Source organism: Nocardioides sp. GCM10030259, from assembly GCF_042666375.1.
GTDB lineage: Bacteria > Actinomycetota > Actinomycetes > Propionibacteriales > Nocardioidaceae > Nocardioides.
The window spans coordinates 213,341-231,605 of sequence record NZ_JBHTDF010000003.1 but is presented as its reverse complement, the minus strand read 5'-3'; the positions used below and the strand labels follow the sequence as shown (position 1 = coordinate 231,605).

Annotated in this window: 18 protein-coding genes and 1 tRNA gene; 7 read left to right on the top strand and 12 right to left on the bottom strand. The window is 71.7% G+C overall.

Features of this window, described 5'->3' with window-relative positions; all coding sequences use genetic code 11:
• Nucleotide 1: 1 nt before the first annotated feature.
• The gene (locus ACFQQI_RS03790) at nt 2-685 is read right to left on the bottom strand and encodes a class II aldolase/adducin family protein (protein WP_378558146.1); all 684 of its coding nucleotides are present in this window, start codon (nt 683-685) and stop codon (nt 2-4) included.
• Nucleotides 686-812: 127 nt separating this feature from the next.
• On the opposite strand from ACFQQI_RS03790, the gene ACFQQI_RS03785 reads away from it, so the two are divergent.
• From ACFQQI_RS03785 to ACFQQI_RS03770, 4 genes are all read left to right on the top strand, one after another.
• Nucleotides 813-2,297 carry a flavin monoamine oxidase family protein gene (locus ACFQQI_RS03785; RefSeq protein WP_378558143.1) on the top strand — a complete coding sequence of 495 codons (1,485 nt, stop codon included), beginning with the start codon at nt 813-815 and terminating at the stop codon, nt 2,295-2,297.
• Between the two features lie 24 nt (nt 2,298-2,321).
• Nucleotides 2,322-3,014 (top strand): uracil-DNA glycosylase, encoded by a 693-nt coding sequence (locus tag ACFQQI_RS03780; RefSeq protein ID WP_378558140.1) that lies wholly within the window; start codon nt 2,322-2,324, stop codon nt 3,012-3,014.
• Nucleotides 3,015-3,041: 27 nt separating this feature from the next.
• A complete protein-coding gene (locus tag ACFQQI_RS03775; RefSeq protein WP_378558137.1) occupies nt 3,042-3,815 on the top strand; it encodes a dioxygenase in 774 nt (257 codons plus the stop codon).
• A 319-nt stretch (nt 3,816-4,134) separates the two neighbouring features.
• Nucleotides 4,135-5,778: an ABC-F family ATP-binding cassette domain-containing protein gene (locus ACFQQI_RS03770; RefSeq protein WP_378558134.1), complete on the top strand. Its 1,644-nt coding sequence runs from the start codon at nt 4,135-4,137 to the stop codon at nt 5,776-5,778.
• 16 nt (nt 5,779-5,794) lie between these two features.
• Here the strand turns inward: ACFQQI_RS03770 and ACFQQI_RS03765 are convergent, their stop codons facing one another.
• From ACFQQI_RS03765 to ACFQQI_RS03750, 4 genes are read right to left on the bottom strand one after another with little or no spacing between them, the layout of a single operon-like run.
• Nucleotides 5,795-6,742 (bottom strand): aldo/keto reductase, encoded by a 948-nt coding sequence (locus ACFQQI_RS03765; protein ID WP_378558344.1) that lies wholly within the window; start codon nt 6,740-6,742, stop codon nt 5,795-5,797.
• 32 nt (nt 6,743-6,774) lie between these two features.
• Entirely contained in the window at nt 6,775-7,260 is a 486-nt protein-coding gene (locus tag ACFQQI_RS03760; RefSeq protein ID WP_378558131.1) for a cupin domain-containing protein, read from the bottom strand.
• Nucleotides 7,261-7,276: 16 nt separating this feature from the next.
• Nucleotides 7,277-8,836, bottom strand: a complete 1,560-nt coding sequence (locus ACFQQI_RS03755) for a succinic semialdehyde dehydrogenase (RefSeq protein WP_378558128.1) — start codon at nt 8,834-8,836, stop codon at nt 7,277-7,279.
• Nucleotides 8,837-8,841: 5 nt separating this feature from the next.
• Nucleotides 8,842-10,464, bottom strand: coding sequence for a GMC family oxidoreductase (locus ACFQQI_RS03750; protein ID WP_378558126.1), 1,623 nt, complete (start codon nt 10,462-10,464; stop codon nt 8,842-8,844).
• Nucleotides 10,465-10,558: 94 nt separating this feature from the next.
• Here ACFQQI_RS03750 and pdxY point away from each other — a divergent pair, with 94 nt between their 5' ends.
• A complete protein-coding gene (gene pdxY, locus ACFQQI_RS03745) occupies nt 10,559-11,410 on the top strand; it encodes a pyridoxal kinase PdxY (RefSeq protein ID WP_378558123.1) in 852 nt (283 codons plus the stop codon).
• 3 nt (nt 11,411-11,413) lie between these two features.
• On the opposite strand, the gene frdD is transcribed toward pdxY, so the two are convergent.
• The 7 genes from frdD to ACFQQI_RS03710 all read right to left on the bottom strand — a co-directional run bounded on the left by frdD (nt 11,414) and on the right by ACFQQI_RS03710 (nt 15,829).
• Nucleotides 11,414-11,788: a fumarate reductase subunit FrdD gene (gene frdD / locus ACFQQI_RS03740; RefSeq protein ID WP_378558120.1), complete on the bottom strand. Its 375-nt coding sequence runs from the start codon at nt 11,786-11,788 to the stop codon at nt 11,414-11,416.
• The gene (locus tag ACFQQI_RS03735) at nt 11,785-12,174 is read right to left on the bottom strand and encodes a fumarate reductase subunit C (protein ID WP_378558117.1); all 390 of its coding nucleotides are present in this window, start codon (nt 12,172-12,174) and stop codon (nt 11,785-11,787) included. Before ACFQQI_RS03735 ends, frdD begins: the two co-directional genes overlap by 4 nt.
• Nucleotides 12,171-12,914, bottom strand: a complete 744-nt coding sequence (locus tag ACFQQI_RS03730; protein ID WP_378558114.1) for a succinate dehydrogenase/fumarate reductase iron-sulfur subunit — start codon at nt 12,912-12,914, stop codon at nt 12,171-12,173. Before ACFQQI_RS03730 ends, ACFQQI_RS03735 begins: the two co-directional genes overlap by 4 nt.
• 2 nt (nt 12,915-12,916) lie before the next feature.
• A complete protein-coding gene (gene frdA, locus ACFQQI_RS03725; protein WP_378558111.1) occupies nt 12,917-14,671 on the bottom strand; it encodes a fumarate reductase (quinol) flavoprotein subunit in 1,755 nt (584 codons plus the stop codon).
• Nucleotides 14,664-14,822, bottom strand: coding sequence for a hypothetical protein (locus ACFQQI_RS03720; protein ID WP_378558108.1), 159 nt, complete (start codon nt 14,820-14,822; stop codon nt 14,664-14,666). The genes frdA and ACFQQI_RS03720 overlap by 8 nt, the downstream gene beginning before the upstream one ends.
• Before the next feature lie 178 nt (nt 14,823-15,000).
• Nucleotides 15,001-15,073, bottom strand: a tRNA-Thr gene (locus tag ACFQQI_RS03715).
• A 24-nt stretch (nt 15,074-15,097) separates the two neighbouring features.
• Nucleotides 15,098-15,829, bottom strand: a complete 732-nt coding sequence (locus tag ACFQQI_RS03710) for an SDR family NAD(P)-dependent oxidoreductase (protein ID WP_378558105.1) — start codon at nt 15,827-15,829, stop codon at nt 15,098-15,100.
• A gap of 138 nt (nt 15,830-15,967) precedes the next feature.
• Between ACFQQI_RS03710 and soxR the strand changes: the two genes are divergently transcribed.
• Both soxR and ACFQQI_RS03700 read left to right on the top strand, forming a co-directional pair.
• Nucleotides 15,968-16,414, top strand: coding sequence for a redox-sensitive transcriptional activator SoxR (gene soxR, locus ACFQQI_RS03705; protein WP_378558102.1), 447 nt, complete (start codon nt 15,968-15,970; stop codon nt 16,412-16,414).
• Entirely contained in the window at nt 16,411-18,261 is a 1,851-nt protein-coding gene (locus ACFQQI_RS03700) for an alpha-amylase family glycosyl hydrolase (RefSeq protein ID WP_378558099.1), read from the top strand. The genes soxR and ACFQQI_RS03700 overlap by 4 nt, the downstream gene beginning before the upstream one ends.
• Nucleotides 18,262-18,265 lie beyond the last annotated feature (4 nt).

Here is an 18,265-nt window from a genome sequence, read left to right as displayed (position 1 = left end):
GTCACGCGGGGTCCTCGCCGAGCGGCCCGTAGTTGCGCACCATCGCGGCCATCGCGACCGCGGCCTGCTGGTCCTCGGAGAGCAGTCGCGGTGTGCCCAGAGCGACCGCCCGATGGTGGAGCGTGGCCACCCACTCGAGCAGGTAGGCGTTCTCCACGGCCTCGTCGAGCTGCCGCCCGGTCGCCACCGCCCCGTGGTTGGCCATCAGCGCGGCCTTCCGGCCGACCAGCGCGGCGCGCACGTGGTCGGCGAGCTCGTCGGTGCCGAACGTCGCGTACGGCGCGACGCGGATCGCCCCGCCGAGCAGCAGCTGCTGGTAGTGCATGACCGGCAGCTCGTCGAGCACGCAGGCGACGGCCGTGCAGTACGGCGCGTGCGTGTGGACGACCGCGGACACGCGGTCGGTGTCGTCGTCGGCGTACACGCCGAGGTGGAGGGCGAGCTCGGAGGTCGGGGTGACGTCGCCCGCGACGACGTTGCCGTCGAGGTCGACGACGGTGATGTCGTCGGGGCGGCACCTCGCGAGCACGATGCCGCTGCCGGTGACCGCGACCAGGTCGCCCTCGCGCGCGCTGACGTTGCCGGCGGCGCCGGCGAGCAGTCCGACCTCGGCCAGCCGCAGCGCGGCGTCGGCGACCGCGGCACGCAGCGCGGTGAGGTCTGGTGTTGCGGTACCGGCTGCCACGCTCGCTCCTCGACGTCGTCGGTCCGAGAGTTCGTGGCAGATCGTAGTGCCAGACATCGGCTCTTCCGCATACCCAACTCGGTGCCTCATCGTTGGGACACCGTCCGCACCGGACCCGAGGAGCGTCATGCCCGAACCCGTCCTGTCCCGCCGGTTGCTGCTCGGCGGCGCCTCTCTGGGCGGCCTGGCCGTCGTCGGGCTCCACGACGCCGTCGCGGCGGCCACCCTGCAGGGCCCGCTCCCCGCCGACGTCGACGCCGTGGTGGTGGGCGGCGGCATCTCCGGACTGGTCGCGGCGCGCGACCTCGCGAGCCGTGGCCACGACGTGCTCCTCGTCGAGGCGCGCGACCGCGTCGGCGGGCGGGTGCTCAACCACCACCTGGCGACCGGCGGCGCGGTGATCGAGTCGGGCGGCGCCTTCGTCGGCCCGACGCAGGACCGCATCCTCGCCCTGGCCGACGAGATGGGCGTCGCCACGTTCCCCGAGTACAACGAGGGCAACAGCGTCTACGTCTCGTCGATGCTCGGTCGTCTCGAGTACTCCGGCACCGTGCCCCCGGACCCGACGATCCTCCTCGACGCCGCGCTCCTCATCGCACGGATCGACAACATGGCGGCGGGCATCGACGTCGCGGCGCCGTGGGCGCATCCCCGGGCGGCCGCCTGGGACGCGATGAGCCTGGGCGAGTTCATCCGCCGCAACACCGTCAACGCCAAGGGCATCGGCAACCTGATCAGGTCGTGGACCCAACCCGGCTTCGGCGCCGACCCCGACGAGGTCTCGCTGCTGTTCACGCTCTGGTACGTCGCGGCCTCGGGCAACGAGAGCAACGTCGGCACGTTCTCCCGCAACTCCGACACCGCGAACGGCGCCCAGGAGCGGCGCTTCGTCGGCGGCTCGCAGCTCGTCCCGCTCCGGCTCGCGGACACCCTCGGCGACGTCGTGGCGCTGGGTGCCCCGGTGCGACGCATCGAGCAGCGCGACGACCGCGTGGTCGTGCAGACCGACCGCGGCACGGTTCGGGCGCAGCGAGCCATCGTCGCCTGCCCGCCCCCGCTCGTGCTCGACATCGACTGGTACCCGCAGCTCCCGACCAGCCGGCTGCAGCTGCTGCGCCACCTCGACATGGGCCAGCTGATGAAGTGCGACGCCGTCTACGAGCGGCCGTTCTGGCGCGACGCCGGGCTCAACGGGTTCGGCGTCAACGACTCCGGCGCCGCCCGCGTCGTCTTCGACAACTCCCCTCCGGAGGGCACACCGGGCGTGCTGCTGGCGTTCGTCGGCGGCTCGACCTGGCGCACCTACGGGCCGATGGCCGTCGACCAGCGACGGCAGGCCGTGCTCGAGGGGTTCGCGGCGATGTTCGGCGAGCAGGCGCTGCACCCGGTCGAGTACGTCGAGCACGACTGGACCGAGGAGCAGTGGACCCGGGGCGGCCCGACGGCCTTCCACGCGCCGGGCACGATGACGACGTTCGGGTCCGCCGTCCGGCGCCCGTTCGGCCGCGTGCACTGGGCGGGCACCGAGACCTCGACGTACTGGAGCGGCTACATGGACGGCGCCGTGCGTGCCGGCGAGCGGGCGGCCGCCGAGGTGGCCGCGCTGTTCTGAGCGCGCTCGATAGCCTCACCGTCCATGAGCGCTCTCGCGGGACTCGTCGACAAGGGCCTGATGGCTCAGGACTGGGCCGACGCGCTCGCGCCGGTGGACGAGCAGATCGCCACGATGGGTCGCTTCCTGCGCGAGGAGCTGGCCGCCGGGCGGGGCTACCAGCCCAGTGGCGACCGGGTGTTCCGGGCGTTCGAGCGACCGCTGAGCCAGGTGCGGGTGCTGATCGTCGGTCAGGATCCCTACCCGAACCCTCAGCACCCGATCGGACTGAGCTTCGCCGTACGTCGTGACGTGTGGCCACTGCCGCCGAGCCTGGTCAACATCTACCAGGAGCTGCGCGACGACCTCGGGATCATGCCGCCGCGACACGGTGACCTGACCGCGTGGGCCGACCAGGGCGTCATGCTGCTCAACCGGAGCCTGACCGTGCAGCCCGGTGCCTCGAACAGTCACCGCGGTCGAGGCTGGGAGCCCGTCACCGAGCGGGCGATCGAGGCACTCGCGGCGCGGGGCGGTCCCTGCGTGGCCATCCTGTGGGGGGCCGACGCCCGCAAGCTCAAGCCGCTGCTCGACCCGATCCCGTCCGTCGAGTCCGCCCACCCGTCGCCGCTCTCGGCGTACCGCGGCTTCCTCGGCTCCCGGCCCTTCAGCCGGGTCAACGCCCTGCTCGTCGAGCAGGGCGGATCGGCCGTCGACTGGTCGCTCCCGTTGGAATAAAGTTGAATCTTGCATCATTATGGAGGCATGACCTCCCGGATGCCCGCCCTCTACATCGGCCACGGCGCGCCGCCGCTCCTCGACGACCCGATCTGGTCGGGCCAGCTCGCGGCGTGGGCGCAGGACCTCCCGCGCCCGAAGGCGATCCTGATCGTCAGCGCCCACTGGGAGTCGGCGCCGGTGATGCTGTCCGCGTCCGGCGCGCCGCTGGTCTACGACTTCGGTGGCTTCGACCCGAAGTACTACCGGATGACCTACGAGACCCCCGACGCCACCGCGCTCGCGGAGCGAGTCGCGGCGATGATGCCGGCGACGGAACCCGTCCACCAGCACACGAGCCGCGGCCTCGACCACGGCGCCTGGGTCCCGCTGCGGATCATGTACCCCGACGCCGATGTGCCGGTGCTGCAGATGTCGCTGCCGACCCAGGACCCGGCGCGGCTCATGGCGCTCGGCGAGCGGCTGCGGCCGCTGCGCGACGAGGGCGTGTTGATCGTCGGCTCCGGGTTCCTCACCCACGGCCTCCCGTTCCTCCGGGAGTTCCGCATCGACGCCGCGGCCCCGGGCTGGTCGGCCGACTTCGACGCCTGGGCGGGCGAGGCCCTGGCCCGCGGCGACGTCGACGAGCTCGCGCGCTACCGCACCCGTGCGCCGGGCATGCCCTACGCGCACCCCACGGTCGAGCACTACTCGCCGCTCTTCGTCACCCTCGGCGCGGCCACCACCCCGGACGAGCCCGGCCTCCAGGTCATCGACGGCTTCTGGATGGGGCTCTCGAAGCGGTCGCTCCAGGTTGCCTGAGCAGCGGTGCGCGAGGAACGAGCGCACCGCGTGGGCGAAGGCAGATTGAGCAAGCCCCGCGCCTGAGCTCGCGAAGGCGCGACGGGCGCGTCGAAATTCAGTGCGGCGCGAGGCAGCGTGTCGCCGTTCGACGATTCGGAGCGCCCCGACCCGGCCACCTAGGATTGCCCCCATGTACACCGGTACCGCCTCGATGAGGATGCGCCCCGCCGCCTGACGGCGGCGGCCCCTCGACGAACTCTCTCCGCTGCCGTCCTCGGCGACCTCGCCGGGCGGCCTCCTCGTGCTGCCCGGCTCACCTCGAGCTGCGGAGAGCACCGTGACCCACCCCCTTCCTTCCACCCATCCCGACCTGCCCGCGCGCGAGCGGGCCCAGCTGGTCGCCGACGGCGTCGTCGTACGCCGCGGCGGCCGTCTCGTCCTCGACAGCGTCGACCTGGCGCTCACCAGCCGGACCCGGCTTGCCGTCGTCGGCGAGAACGGCCGCGGCAAGTCCACGTTGCTGCACGTCCTCGCCGGCACGCTCACCCCCGACCACGGCAGCGTGCGCCGGACGGGCACCCTCGGCCTGGCCGAGCAGGAGCTCGAGGTCACCGGCGACCTGCGCGTCGGCGACCTCCTCGACGACGCCCTGCGCGGCCCGCGCGCCGCGCTCGCCGCGCTCGACCGCGCCACGGCGGCGCTGGTCGACGGCCGGCCCGGCGCGGAGGCGGCGTACGCCGAGGCCCTCGAGCGCTGCGAGGCGTACGACGCGTGGGACGCGGACCGGCGCCTCGACGTCGCGCTGGCCGCCCTCGGCGCGTGCCGCGACCGGAGCCGGTCACTGGCCACGCTGTCGGTCGGGCACCGCTACCGGGTGCGGCTCGCGTGCCTGCTCGGCACCGAGCTCGACCTGGTGCTGCTCGACGAGCCGACCAACCACCTCGACGCGGACGGGCTGGCCTACCTGACCTCCCGCCTGCGCGAGCACCCCGGCGGGATCGTCGTCGTCAGCCACGACCGCGCCCTGCTGGCGGACGTCGCCGACCAGGTGCTCGACCTCGACCCGAGCCGCGACGGGCGACCGCGGCTCTACGGCGGCGGCTACACCGGCTGGCGGGCCGGCCGCGTGGCCGAGCGCGCCCGCTGGCAGGCCGACCACGAAGAGCAGCTGGCGGAGCGCCGCCGGCTGGCCGAGTCACTCCAGCAGGCGCAGTCCCGGCTGTCGACCGGGTGGCGCCCCGACAAGGGCACCGGCAAGCACCAGCGCCAGTCCCGGGCGCCCGGCATCGTCCAGGCGGTGCACCGGCAGCGGGCCGCCCTCGAAGCCCACGAGATCACGGTGCCCGAGCCACCGCTCGAGCTGCGGATGCCGCCGCTCGGCGGACGCCGCGCGGGGACGCTGCTGCGGGTCGACGAGGTCGGCGTCGACGGTCGTCTGGCCGGGCCGGTCTCCCTGGCCATCGAGCCCGGCGACCGACTGCTCGTCACCGGCGCGAACGGCTCCGGCAAGTCGACCCTGCTCGACGTGCTCGCCGGCGTGCGCCAGCCGACGAGCGGCACCGTCCACCGTGCGGCCGGCGTACGGGTCGCCCACCTGGCCCAGGAGTCGTCACGGCTGACCGACCGCGGCCACGCGGCCGCGGCGTACGAGCGCCACGTCGACCGACTGGTCGCACACGGCCACCTCCACGCAGGAGAGGTCGTCGGCCTCGGCAGCCTCGGCCTGCTCGACCGGGAGGCCCGGCGGACGCCCGTCGGCCGGCTCTCCAAGGGCCAGCACCGCCGGCTGGAGCTCGCCCTGCGTCTGGCCGAGCGGCCCGACGTCCTCGTGCTCGACGAGCCGACCAACCACCTGTCGCTGGCGCTGGTCGACGAGCTCGTGGCCGCGCTGCGCGAGACCGGCGCCGCCGTCGTGCTCGCCTCCCACGACCGGCAGCTGCTGCGCGACCTCGCCGACTGGCCGCGACTGCAGGTGCACTGAACGTTGAACCCCCGACTCAACGTGTGGTGGCGTCCAGCTCGACGAGGTCGGCGGCGGACGGCTGCCAGCGCAGAGCGGCGGCGTTGGCGCGCACCTGGTCGCCGGAGGTCGCACCGGAGATGACCGAGGCGACGGCGGGCTGGGCGGCCAGCCCCGCGATCGCCACGTCGAGCGGGGCGAGGCCGCGCGCCTCGGCGTACTTCTCGAAGGCCTCGATGCGGTCCCAGTCGGCGTTCGCCAGCCACTGCGCGCGGGAGGGGTCGAGCGCCGCGCGCGATCCCTCCGGTGCGACCTGGCCGCGGCGGTACTTGCCGGTCAGCAGGCCGTACTCCAGCGGGAAGAACGGCAGGATGCCGAGCCCGAAGGCCTCGCACGCCGGCGTCACCTCGGCCTCGACGGTGCGGTCGAGCAGGGAGTAGCGGTTCTGCACCGACACGAAGCCCTCGAGGCCGGCGGTGCGGGCGGTCCAGGCGGCGTCGGCAACCTGCCAGCCGTCGAAGTTCGAGCAGCCGACGTAGCGGACCTTGCCCTCGCGCACCAGGTCGGTCAGTGCGGACAGCGTCTCCTCGATCGGCGTGACGCCGTCGGGCTCGTGCAGCTGGTAGAGGTCGATGTGGTCGGTCTGCAGGCGGCGGAGCGACGCCTCGACGGCGCGGCGGACGTAGCGCCGCGAGGCGCGGGCGCCGAAGTCGTTGCCGTTCGCGCCGCGCATGTCCATGCCGAACTTCGTCGCGAGCACGAACTCGTCCCGCTGCCCCTGCAACGCCTTGCCGAGCAGCTCCTCGCTCGCGCCCGGCGGGTCGCCGTAGATGTCGGCCGTGTCGAGCAGCGTGACGCCGACGTCCCGCGCCGCCGCCAGGATCCCGCGCACGCCGTCGAGTTCCACCCGCCGGCCGAATGCGTTGCAGCCGACGCCGACCGCGCTCACCATCAGGCCCGAGTCGCCCAGCGGGCGGTAGGTCATCTCAGTCACGACCCCGACAGTACGACGGGGCGTCACACCCAGAAGGTGTCGTGCCGGAGCATGAACTCCGCGCGCTGCTCCTCGGTCATCTGCTCACCGCGGGCGAGCGTCTCGAAGTAGTCCTCGCGCGGGCCGCCGGGGGCGAACATCAGCAGCATCGACGCGCCGCCGCTGCCCCGGAACCCGTGCAGGCCGCCCTCGGGAACGTAGAGGAAGTCGCCGCTGCGCGCGGTGACCCACGCGCGCCCGTCGTACAGCTTCACCTCGCCGGAGAGCACGTAGAACTGCTCCGAGATCGATCGGTGGAAGTGCGGGTCGGGGCCGGTCTCGGTGTCGCCGAAAGTCCAGCGGTAGAGCCCGAAACGGCCCGCCGTCCGGTCACCCGTGGCGACGTACTCGCAGGAGCCGCCGTTGCGGTAGGTGATCTCCGGCGGCTCGTCGCCGCGACGGATCCACGCCGAGGCCTCACCGCCCTCGCCGTGGTAGGTGTCGGGCGGGTACGGCCTGGGGAGGGACATGTCCCCCAACCTAGGGCTAGCGGATGCCCGTCTTCCGCATCATTTTCAGCCCGCCGAGCATCCCCTTGACGTACTGGTCGTAGTCCTGGCCGGGCTTCGCGCCCATCACCTGCTTCTTGAGCACCGCGAGCTGCTGCACGTCGGTGTACTTGAGCAGGCCCTGGTCGCCGTGCCGCGCGCCGACGCCCGACTGCTTGACGCCACCGGACGGCGTGCCCTTGGAGGCGAACGCCGTGGCGAGGATGTCGTTGACGTTCACGTTGCCCGACTGGATGCGCTTGCCGACCTGGCAGGCGTTGGCGACGTCGCCACCCCACACCGACGCGTTGAGGCCGTAGTCTGTGTCGTTGGCGAGCTCGACCGCCTCGTCGACCGTGCGGTAGCGGTGCAGCGCGACGACCGGGCCGAACGTCTCGGTGACCCCGGTGAGCATGTCCTTGGTGACACCCTCGAGGATCGTGGGCTCGAAGAACGCCGGGCCGAGGTCGGGCCGCGGCCGACCGCCGGTCAGCACGCGAGCTCCCTTGGCGACCGCATCGTCGACGTGCGACCGCACGCGCTCCATGTGGTCGGGCGAGACCAGCGACCCGACGTCCGGCCCGAAGTCGTACGCCGCGCCGAGGACGAGCGCCTCGGTCGCCGCGACGAACCGGTCGCGGAACTCGTCGTACCTCGACTCGGGCAGGTACATCCGCTCGATGTGCATGCAGATCTGCCCCGTGTTGCCGAACGCGCCGAAGATCGCGCCGTGCACGACCTCGTCCAGGTCGGCGTCCTCGAGCACGATCATCGGGTTCTTGCCACCGAGCTCGAGGCAGCAGCCGATCAGGTTGCGCCCGGCCCGCTCGCCGATGACCCGCCCGGTCGCCGTCGAGCCCGTGAACATGACGTAGTTGCAGTTGTCGATCAGCGTCGGCCCGACGTCCGGCCCCTCGCCGCAGACGACCTGGAAGAGACCGCGCGGGAGGCCGGCCTCCTCGAGCATCTGGACGCCGTAGAGCGGCGACAGGGCGGTCTTGTTGTCTGGCTTGAGCACGATCGCGTTGCCCGCCATCAGCGCGGAGATCGAGTCGGAGATGCCGGTGGCGAAGGGGAAGTTCCAGGGCGCGATGATGCCGACGACGCCCTTGGGATGGCGGATCTCGGTCGACGTCGACAGCAGCGGGATCGGGCCGCCACGCTTCACCGGCTTGAGCAGGTGCGGAGCCCGCTTCAGGTAGTGGCTCATCACCATCACCGGGTCGCAGGTCTCCTCGATCGCCATCCGGCGGTTCTTGCCGCTCTCGGCCTGGATCAGGTCGGCGGTGGCGTGCGCGTTGTCGATGAAGAGCGCGTGCGCGCGCTTGAACACCGCGAGCCGCTTCTTCAGCGGCCAGGCGGCCCACTCGCGCTGCGCCTCGCGCGCGGTCGCGAAGGCCCGCTCGATGTCGGCCGGCGTCGACTGCGGCAGCTCGACGAGGACCTCACCGGTGTAGACCTCGGTGAGCTTCCAGGTGCCGCCGCCGGTCGACGGCACGCGGGCGACCAGGCCCTGCAGGAAGGAGTCGGTCAGGGACGCGGGTCGCTGCAGTGACATGTTGCTCAAGCCCTCCCGAGCACGAGGTCGGCGCCGCGCTCTCCGATCATGATGGCGGGCGCATTGGTGTTGCCGCCGGTGATCGACGGCATGATCGAGGCGTCGCAGACCCGCAGGCCCTCGACGCCGCGGACCTTCAGGTCCGGCGCGACGACCGCCAGGTCGTCGACGCCCATCCGGCAGGTGCCGACGCCGTGGTAGACGGACGTGGCCCGGTTGAGGATCTGGTCGCGCAGCTCCTGCCCGCGCACGACCGTGCCCGGGTGGATCTCCTCCTTGACCGCACCGCGGAACGCCGACGACGAGAAGATCTCGCGGGTCATCTCCGATCCTTCGGCGAGCACGTCGAGGTCGGCCTTGTCGGCGAGGTACTGGAAGTCGATCAGCGGGGCCGCCGCCGGGTCGGCCGACGCGAGCCGCACCGTGCCGCGGCTCTTCGGGTAGATCAGCGTCGCCAGCACGGTCAGCGCGGTGCGCTTGTCGACGTCGTGGCGGATCGGCTCGTCCTGGTTCGGCGAGACGTAGGCCCACGGCAGCAGGTGCAGCTGCAGGTCCGGTACGTCGGTCGCCTGCGACGTACGCAGGAACGCGACAGACTCGAAGACCGAGTTCGCGAGGAACGTCCGTCCGGGCCGCACCGTCTCCTGCAGCACGCCCTTGGCGAAGTACGCCGGCGTGCCGCGCATCTTCGTCGACGTGACGTGGAAGGTCAGCGCGTGGAACAGGTGGTCGTGCAGGTTGTCGCCGACCGGGAGGTCCGCGAGCACGTCGAGCCCGTGGTCGCGCAGGTGCTGCGCCGGGCCGACGCCGGAGAGCATGAGCAGCTGCGCGGACCCGACGAAGCCGGCGGAGAGGATGACCTCCTTGCCGGCGCGGACCGTCCGACGAGAGCCGTCCTTGTCGGTGACCTCGACCCCGGTGGCACGACCGTTCTCGATGACGACCTTGCGGACCAGCACCTCGCTCTGGAGCTCGAGGGTCGGTACGTCGAGGTGGTGGAGGTAGCCGCGCGATGCCGAGTAGCGCAGCCCGCGCGCGGCGTTCTGCTGCATCCGGCTGACGCCCTCCTGGGAGGCCGCGTTGTAGTCGTCGAGCACCGGTACGCCGAGCGTCTCGGAGGTCGCCTGCAGGAACTGCAGGGTGCCCTCCTGCGGCATGCCGTTGCGGGTCACCTTGATCGGCCCGCCGGCGCCGCGGAACTCGTTGGCGCCGTCCTCGAAGTCCTCCATCCGCCGGTACGCCGCGTTGACCTCGTCGGCCGACCAGCCGGTGCAGCCCTCGGCGGCCCAGGAGTCGTAGTTGGCGCGGTTGCCGCGCACGTAGACCATGCCGTTGATCGAGCTCGAGCCGCCGACGACCTTGCCGCGCGGCACCGGCATCCTCCGGTCCAGCAGGTGCTTCTGCGGCGTCGAGTACAGGCCCCAGTCGACGCGCCGCTTGAGCTTCGGCTCGGCATGCATCGGGCCGATCATCCCCGGCTTCTTCACCAGGTACTGGTTGTCGCTCCTGCCCGCCTCCAGCACGATCACGCTGGCGCCGGACTGCGCCAGGCGCCCCGCGATCGTCGCGCCGGAGCTGCCCGAGCCGACGACGACGTAGTCGGCCTCGCTGCGGTGGTTCTTCGCCACGGGTACCTCTTCACATACCGAGAGAATGTCCGGAGAAGGCAACTGTAACTTGTTCTAGTTTGCGGGTACAGGGCGACCCCGGAAGGATCGGCGCGTGAAGATCCTGTCGATCCAGTCCTCGGTCGCCTACGGCCACGTCGGCAACTCCGCGGCGGTCTTCCCGCTCCAGCGGCTCGGCCACGAGGTCTGGCCGGTGCTCACGGTGCACTTCTCCAACCACACGGGGTACGGCGCGTGGCGCGGACCGCTGCTCGCGGCCGACGACGTCCGCGAGGTGATCGCCGGCATCGGCGACCGCGGCGTGCTCGGCGAGGCCGACGCGGTGCTGTCCGGCTACCAGGGCGACCCGGCCGTCGGCGGGATCGTCCTCGAGACCGTCGCGCGCGTGATGGAGCTCAACCCGGACGCTGTCTACTGCTGCGACCCGGTGATGGGCGACGTCGGCCGCGGCATGTTCGTGCGGCCGGGCATCCCGGAGTTCATGCGCGACACCGTCGTACCCAGGGCCGACATCGTGACGCCCAACCACTTCGAGCTGGACTTCCTCGCCGGTCGCGAGACCTCGTCCCTGGCCGAGGTGCTCGCGGCCGCCGACGAGGTGCGCGACCGCGGCCCCCGCGACGTGCTCGTCACGAGCGTGGTCCACGGGGACGTCCCCGAGGGCCGGATCGACATGGTCGCGGTCTCCCCCGAGGGAGCCTGGGCGGTCGAGACACCACTGCTGCCGATCACCCCGAACGGCGGCGGCGACGTCACCGCCGCCCTCTACCTGGCCCACCTGCGCACGACCGGGTCGGCCCCGACCGCGCTCGCCCGCACCGCCTCGTCGGTCTTCGCGATCTTCGAGAAGACCTTCGCCGCCGGCACCCGCGAGCTCCAGATCGTCGCGGCCCAGGACGCCATCGCCGACCCGCCGATGACCTTCGAGGTGCGCCGGCTCCGCTGAGGGTCAGTTCACGGCGGACCACAGGACTGCGACCGCGGCGACCGAGCCGACGACGGCCGACCCGTAGCAGAGCACCGCGACGGTCCGCTCGCTCTTGATCTGGAGCCCGTCGTACAGCGTGTACCGGAAGCGATGGGCACTGTGGACCAGCAGGACCACGAACACGCCCAGCAGCACGATCGCCGTGAGCGGATGGCCGACGACCGCGAGCAGGTGCTGGTGGTCCGGTGGGTCGAGCCACCCCAGCGGGAAGGCCAGCGCGAACAGGAACGCCAGCACGGGCAGCAGCACCGCCGCGAGCACGCCACCGCCGCTGAACATCAGCCACACCAGCGGCTCGATCCGCCGTTTCGTCGGCATCGCCGGCGCGGTGGTCATCGGGTCACCAGCCAGATCACGAAGGCGGACACCACCGCGAGCCCGGCGTACTGCGAGGCGACGACCAGCGCGGCCGGCGCCTGCTGGCCGCGGACCCGCACGTCCATCGCCTGCGGCGTGAGGTTGAACCAGGTGACGACGTGCAGCACCAGGAAGGCCGATGCCACGACGTCGAGCACCACGACCCATGGTGTCGCCGCCCAGTCGAGGAAGTCCTCGTACGCCGACGAGCCCTGCCCCACGGCGTACACGAGCATCAGCAGGTAGACCACGAGCCAGGCGATGAAGATGCTGCTGAGCTCTCGCATCACGAAGACGAAGTAGGTGCGCTTCCGCGTCCACCACCACGTCGAGACTCGCGGACGGTAGACGCGCACCTCGGTCATCGCGCACCCCGCGGCAGCAGGAAGGCCTTGACGTTCTCCTTCGCGGCCTTCAGCTTGTAGCGCTGGATCGCGCCCGCCGGATCGACGTGCTTGGGGCACACCCGCGTGCACTCGCCGACGAACGTGCAGCCCCAGACGCCCTCGTGCTCGATGAGCACGTCGAGCCGCTCCCGCGCTCCCCTGTCACGCGAGTCGAGGTCGTACCGCTCGGCCAGGGCGATGGCGGCCGGCCCGATGAACTCGGGGTCGAGGCCGTAGACGGGGCAGGCGGCGTAGCACAGCATGCAGTTGATGCACATGCTGAACTGCTTGTAGGCATCGAGCTCCTCGGGCGTCTGGAGGTACTCGCCGTCGACCTCGGTCACGTCGTCGTCGCGGATGATCCACGGCTTGACCCGCGGGAGCTTCTCCATGAAGTCGTCGAGGTCCACGACGAGGTCGCGCACGACCGGGAAGTTCGCGAGGGGCTCGACCCGCACCGGCCCGGGCTGGTAGTCGCTCAGGAACGTCGCGCAGGTCAGCCGGGGCTCGCCGTCGACGTTCATGCCGCAGCTCCCGCAGATGCCCATCCGGCAGGACCACCGGAACGAGAGGGTGGTGTCGACCTCGTCCTTGACGTGGTTGAGCCCGTCGAGGACCGTCCACTCCTTGCGCAGCGGTACGTCGTACTCCTGGAGTCGTGGTGCGTCGTCGCTCTCGGGCCGGTAGCGGGTGACCTCGAGCCGGATGCTGTCCGACATGACTACCTCCCGTAGACGCGCTCGCCCGGCGGCCAGCGCGTGATGGTCACCGGATGGGGTTCGATGCGCGACGTCCCGTCGTCGCCCCGGCGCGCCAGCAGGTGATGGAGGAAGCGCTCGTCGTCGCGCTTCGGGAAGTCGGTGCGCTGGTGCGCCCCGCGCGACTCCTCGCGCTGCAGGCCGGACTGGAGGATGCACTCGGCGATGTCCAGCATGTTGGCCAGCTCCAGCGCCGCCAGCAGCTCGGTGTTGAACGACCTGCTCGTGTCGGCGATCCCGACCTTCCGGACGCGCTGCTGCAGCTCGCGGATCGCGTCCAGGCCCTTGGTCATGGCCGGTCCCGTCCGATAGATGCCGGCCGCCTCCTCCATGGTCGCCTGCATCTCGTCCCGGATCGTCGACGTGGTCTCGGCGCCCGGATCCCTGCCCAGGAGGTCGCGCTCGAGCCGGCGCACCTCGTCGGCGGCCTGGGCCTCGATCGTCGGCGACGTCGGCCCGGCGGTCGAGGCGAACTCCGCCGCGGCCCGGCCGGCACGAGCCCCGAAGACCAGGCACTCCGGCAGCGAGTTCGACCCGAGCCGGTTGGCGCCGTTGATGCTGACGCACGCGGTCTCGCCGGCGGCGTACAGACCCTCGACGGGCGTCGCGCCGTCGATGTCGGTGTGGACCCCGCCCATCATGTAGTGAACGACCGGGCGGACCGGGATCAGCTCGTGCACGGGGTCGATCCGCTCGTACTTCAGGCACAGCTCCCGGACGAACGGGAGCTTGCTGTCGATGAGCTCCTCACCGAGGTGTCGCAGGTCGAGGTGGACGATCGGGCCGTACGGCGAGTCGGACGTGCGGCCCTTCTCGACCTCGTGGACGAAGGCCTGGGAGAGCCGGTCGCGGGGGCCGAGCTCCATGCTCCGCAGCTCGGGGGTCGGCGACGGCTTCCCGAGGTCGTAGTCCTGGAGGTAGCGGTAGCCGTCCTTGTTCAGCAGCCAACCGCCCTCGGCCCGCGTCGCCTCGGTGATCAGGATGCCGGTGAACGGCAGGCCGGTCGGGTGGTACTGGACGAACTCCATGTCCTTGAGCGGGGCGCCGGTGCGGTAGGCGAGGGACATGCCGTCGCCCGTGTTGATGTTGGCGTTGGTGGTGAACGGGAAGACCTTGCCGCACCCGCCCGTGCAGAGGATCACCGCCTTCGCGGCGACCGCCTGGATCTTCCCCGTGAACAGGCCGATCGCGACCGCCCCGTGCACCCGCCCGTCGTCGACGAGGAGGCGGGTGACGAAGACCTCGTCGTACCGCGTGACCTCCCGGTACTTGAGCGTCGTCTGGAACAGGGAGTGGAGCATGTGGAACCCGGTCTTGTCGGCGGCGAACCAGGTGCGCTTCTTCTTCATGCCGCCGAAGGCCCGCACCGCGACGTGGCCGTCCGGCTGCCGGCTCCAGGGGCAGCCCCAGTGCTCGAGCTGCAAGAGCTCACGGGGAGCCTCGCGGACGAACGCCTCGATCGCGTCCTGGTCGCCGAGCCAGTCGCTGCCCGAGACCGTGTCGTAGCAGTGCTCGTCGAGGGTGTCGCCGTCCGCGATGACCCCCGCGGCGCCGCCCTCGGCGGACACCGTGTGGCTGCGCATCGGGTAGACCTTGGAGATCACGGCCACGTCGAGCTGCGGGTCGGTCTCCGCGATCGCGATCGCCGCCCGCAGGCCTGCAGCGCCGCCGCCCACGATCAGCACGTCATGGGCGGCGCGTACAAGGCCGTCACTCACCGCGCAGCTCCTCGTCGAGCAGCACCTTCCCGTGGTGGCTCACCACCATGAGGTGGACGCTGCCGTCGTGGAACTCCTCCTTGGTGGTCCGGCATCCGCACGAGTACCGGCGGTCCTCGGTGATCAGCCCCTGGAGGTCGGTGGTCGTCACGCTCTCGCCATCGTGGGACTTTCCGCAGGGCGCGGACTGGGCCGGGAAGCGGGCCACGGTTGTGGTCACGATGCACCTCCGTCGCGAAGGCCGTTCCCTTGTCAGCGTCCTCCGTCGGGGGCCGATTGGGAAGAGGTGCCGATCAGTCGGACCGGCTCGGGGACGACTGATCGCGAAGAGCCGGTGACAGGAGTCGAACCCGCGACATCCTCTTTACAAGAGAGGCGCTCTACCAACTGAGCTACACCGGCAGCGCGCACATGCTAGTTGATGGGTCAGCTCATGCCGCCGTCGTGGGCGATGACCGCGCCGGTGATCATCCGGGCGGCCGGGGAGGCGAGCCAGACGATGGTCTCGCCGATCTCGGCCGGCTTGATGGCGCCGCCCGGGAGCATCATCATCAGCCGGTCGGCGACGCGGGTGTCGAGGTCGTCGGTGATCTTGTGGAAGACCTGCTCGACGATCGGGGTGTCGACGGTGCCGGGGCAGATCGCGTTGACGCGGATGCCCTCGGGCGACAGCTCGAGCGCGAGCGCCTTCGTGAGCTGGGTGAGCCCGCCCTTGGCGGCGGCGTACGCCGTGGCGTATGGCTGCGGCGCGTTGCCGGCGACGGACGAGACGTTGACGATCGTGCCGGTGCAGGCGCGGAGGTGCGGCAGTGCGGCCTGGATCAGGAAGAACGGGCCACGGAGGTCTACCGCGTGCACCCGGTCCCACTCGGCCTCGGTCACGGTCTCGATGCGGCCGAACTGCACGATGCCGGCGACGTTCGCCAGCACGTCGATGCGCCCCTCGGCCGCACAGGTCGCGATCGCCGCGTCGACGGCGGCCTTGTCACCGACGTTGCACTCGACGTACGTCACGCCGACGGGGACCGTCGGGTTGATGTCGAGCCCGTAGACGGTGTCGCCGAGGTCGCGGAAGAGCTCCGCCGTGGCGTAGCCGATGCCGGACGCGGCCCCGGTGATGACGACGACACGACTGCCGGGCTGGTTCGACTGCTGCACGAGCGGGACGGTACTAGAACGCGTTCTATTGGGATAGTCCGTCACCTTCTGGTCGCCGATCGGCCGTGGAGGGCGACCAGAACGTGACGGACTATCCCAAAACTTGAACGATGGTTGAAGTTCGGGAAGGCTGGGCGCATGACGCAGCTGACCATCGGCCACCTGGCCGAGCGCGCCGGGGTGGCGACCTCGGCGATCCGGTTCTACGAGTCCCGCGGCCTGATCTCGTCGGTCCGGACGGCCGGCAACCAGCGACGGTACGCACAGTCGACGCTGCGCCGCATCGCGTTCATCCGTACGGCGCAGCGCGTCGGGCTGACCCTCGAGGAGATCGGCGAGGCGCTGGCGACGCTGCCCGACGGCCGGACGCCGACGAAGTCCGACTGGCACCGGCTGAGCCTCGCCTGGCGGCCGCGGCTGGACGAGCAGATCGAGCGGATCGAGCGGCTGCGCGACCGCCTCGACAGCTGCATCGGCTGCGGCTGCCTGAGCCTCAAGACCTGCGCGCTGAGCAACCCCGGCGACGAGATGGCGGCGTTCGGCCCCGGGCCGGTGTTCCTCGAGCCCCGCGGAGCCGCCCGATGACGTTGCTCCGCGAGCCGCACCACGACGGCTCCCCGATGTACGTCAACGACGAGGCGCCGGCACCCGGCTCCGTCGTCACGGTCCGACTGAGGACCGACCCCACCGACCCCGTGGAGCAGGTCTGGCTGCGGACGACGTACGACGCGGAGCCGACGTACCACCCCTGCGCCCGCACCCGGCATGACGGGCACGACGGGCACGACGAGCACGCCGTCTGGTGGGAGGGCGAGCTGCCGGTGCACAACCCCGTGACCCACTACCGCTTCCTGCTCCACGGCCCCGACGGCCAGCGCTGGCTGACGGCGACGGGGGTCGTCGACCACGACCCGCCCGACGCGTTCGACTTCCGGCTCAGCTCCCACGACGCGCCGCCCGACTGGGCGCGCGACGCGGTCGTCTACCAGGTCTTCCCGGACCGCTTCGCCCGCTCGGCGGCGGCCGACGAGCGCGAGGTCCCGGCGTGGGCGGTGCCGGCCGGGTGGGACGACGAGGTGGTGTTCGAGGGCTTCGACCCGCGCACGCCCCTGCAGTTCTACGGCGGCGACCTCGACGGCATCACCGAGCGACTCGACCACCTCGCCGAGCTCGGCGTGAGCGTCGTCTACACGACGCCGGTCTTCCCCGGCGAGAGCAACCACCGCTACAACGCCTCGACGTTCGAGTCGGTCGACCCGCTGCTCGGCGGCGACGCGGCGTACGTCCGGCTCGCGACAGCCGTCCACGAGCGCGGCTGGCGCATCCTCGGCGACCTCACGACCAACCACACCGGCGACACCCACGAGTGGTTCGTCGCCGCGCGCGACGTCGAGGGCGCGCCCGCGCGGTCGTTCTACTACTTCCTGCCCGACGGCTCCTACGAGTGCTGGATGGGTCACGGCACGCTGCCGAAGCTCAACCACGCCGATCCCGCTCTCCGCGCGGCGATGGTCGACGGGCCGGACTCCGTGGTCGCGCGCTGGCTGCGCCCGCCGTTCGACCTCGACGGCTGGCGGGTCGATGTCGCCAACATGACCGGCCGCCTGGGCACGACCGACGTCAACCACGAGGTCGCGCGCCTGGTACGCCGCACCGCGCAGGCCGAGCGTGCCGACGCCTTCGTGATCGGCGAGCACAACCACGACGCCTCGACAGACCTCGACGGCGACGGGTGGCACGGCACCATGAACTACTCCGGCTTCTCCTGGCCGGTCTGGTCGTGGCTGCGCGACCCGGACTCGTCGGCGCGGGCGTTCGGGCGACCGGTGCCGGTGCCGCGGCGCCCCGGCGGCAGCCTCGTGCGCAGCCTGCGTGAGTGGCAGGGCCGCTACGGCTGGCGGGCGACCACCTGCTCCTGGAACATCCTCGGCTCCCACGACAGCGCCCGGATCCGCACCGTCGTCGGCTCGGGTGCGGTGCACCGCGTGGCCGCCGGACTGCAGTTCACGCTGCCGGGCGTGCCGATGCTCTTCGCGGGCGACGAGATCGGCCTCGAGGGCGTGCTCGGCGAGGACTCGCGGCGCCCGTTCCCCTGGGACAGCCCGGGCGCGTGGGACGACGAGACGCTCGCGACGTACGCCGGGCTGGCGCGGCTGCGCCACGCGACGGAGGCGCTGCGCCGCGGAGGCCTGCGCTGGGCGCACGTCGACGACGACGCGCTGGTCTACGTGCGCGAGCACCCGTCCGGCTCGGTTCTCGTCGCCGCCCGCCGGGACGCCACTGCCGCTGTCGACCTCGACGCCGGTCGGCTCGGGTTCGGCGACGGCTCGCTGCTGCACACGACCGGCACCGACGGCGACCTGGTCGAACGTGACGGCGTCGTCACGCTGCCGGCGGTCGACGGGCCGACGTTCTCGCTGTGGAGCCTCTAGCGTT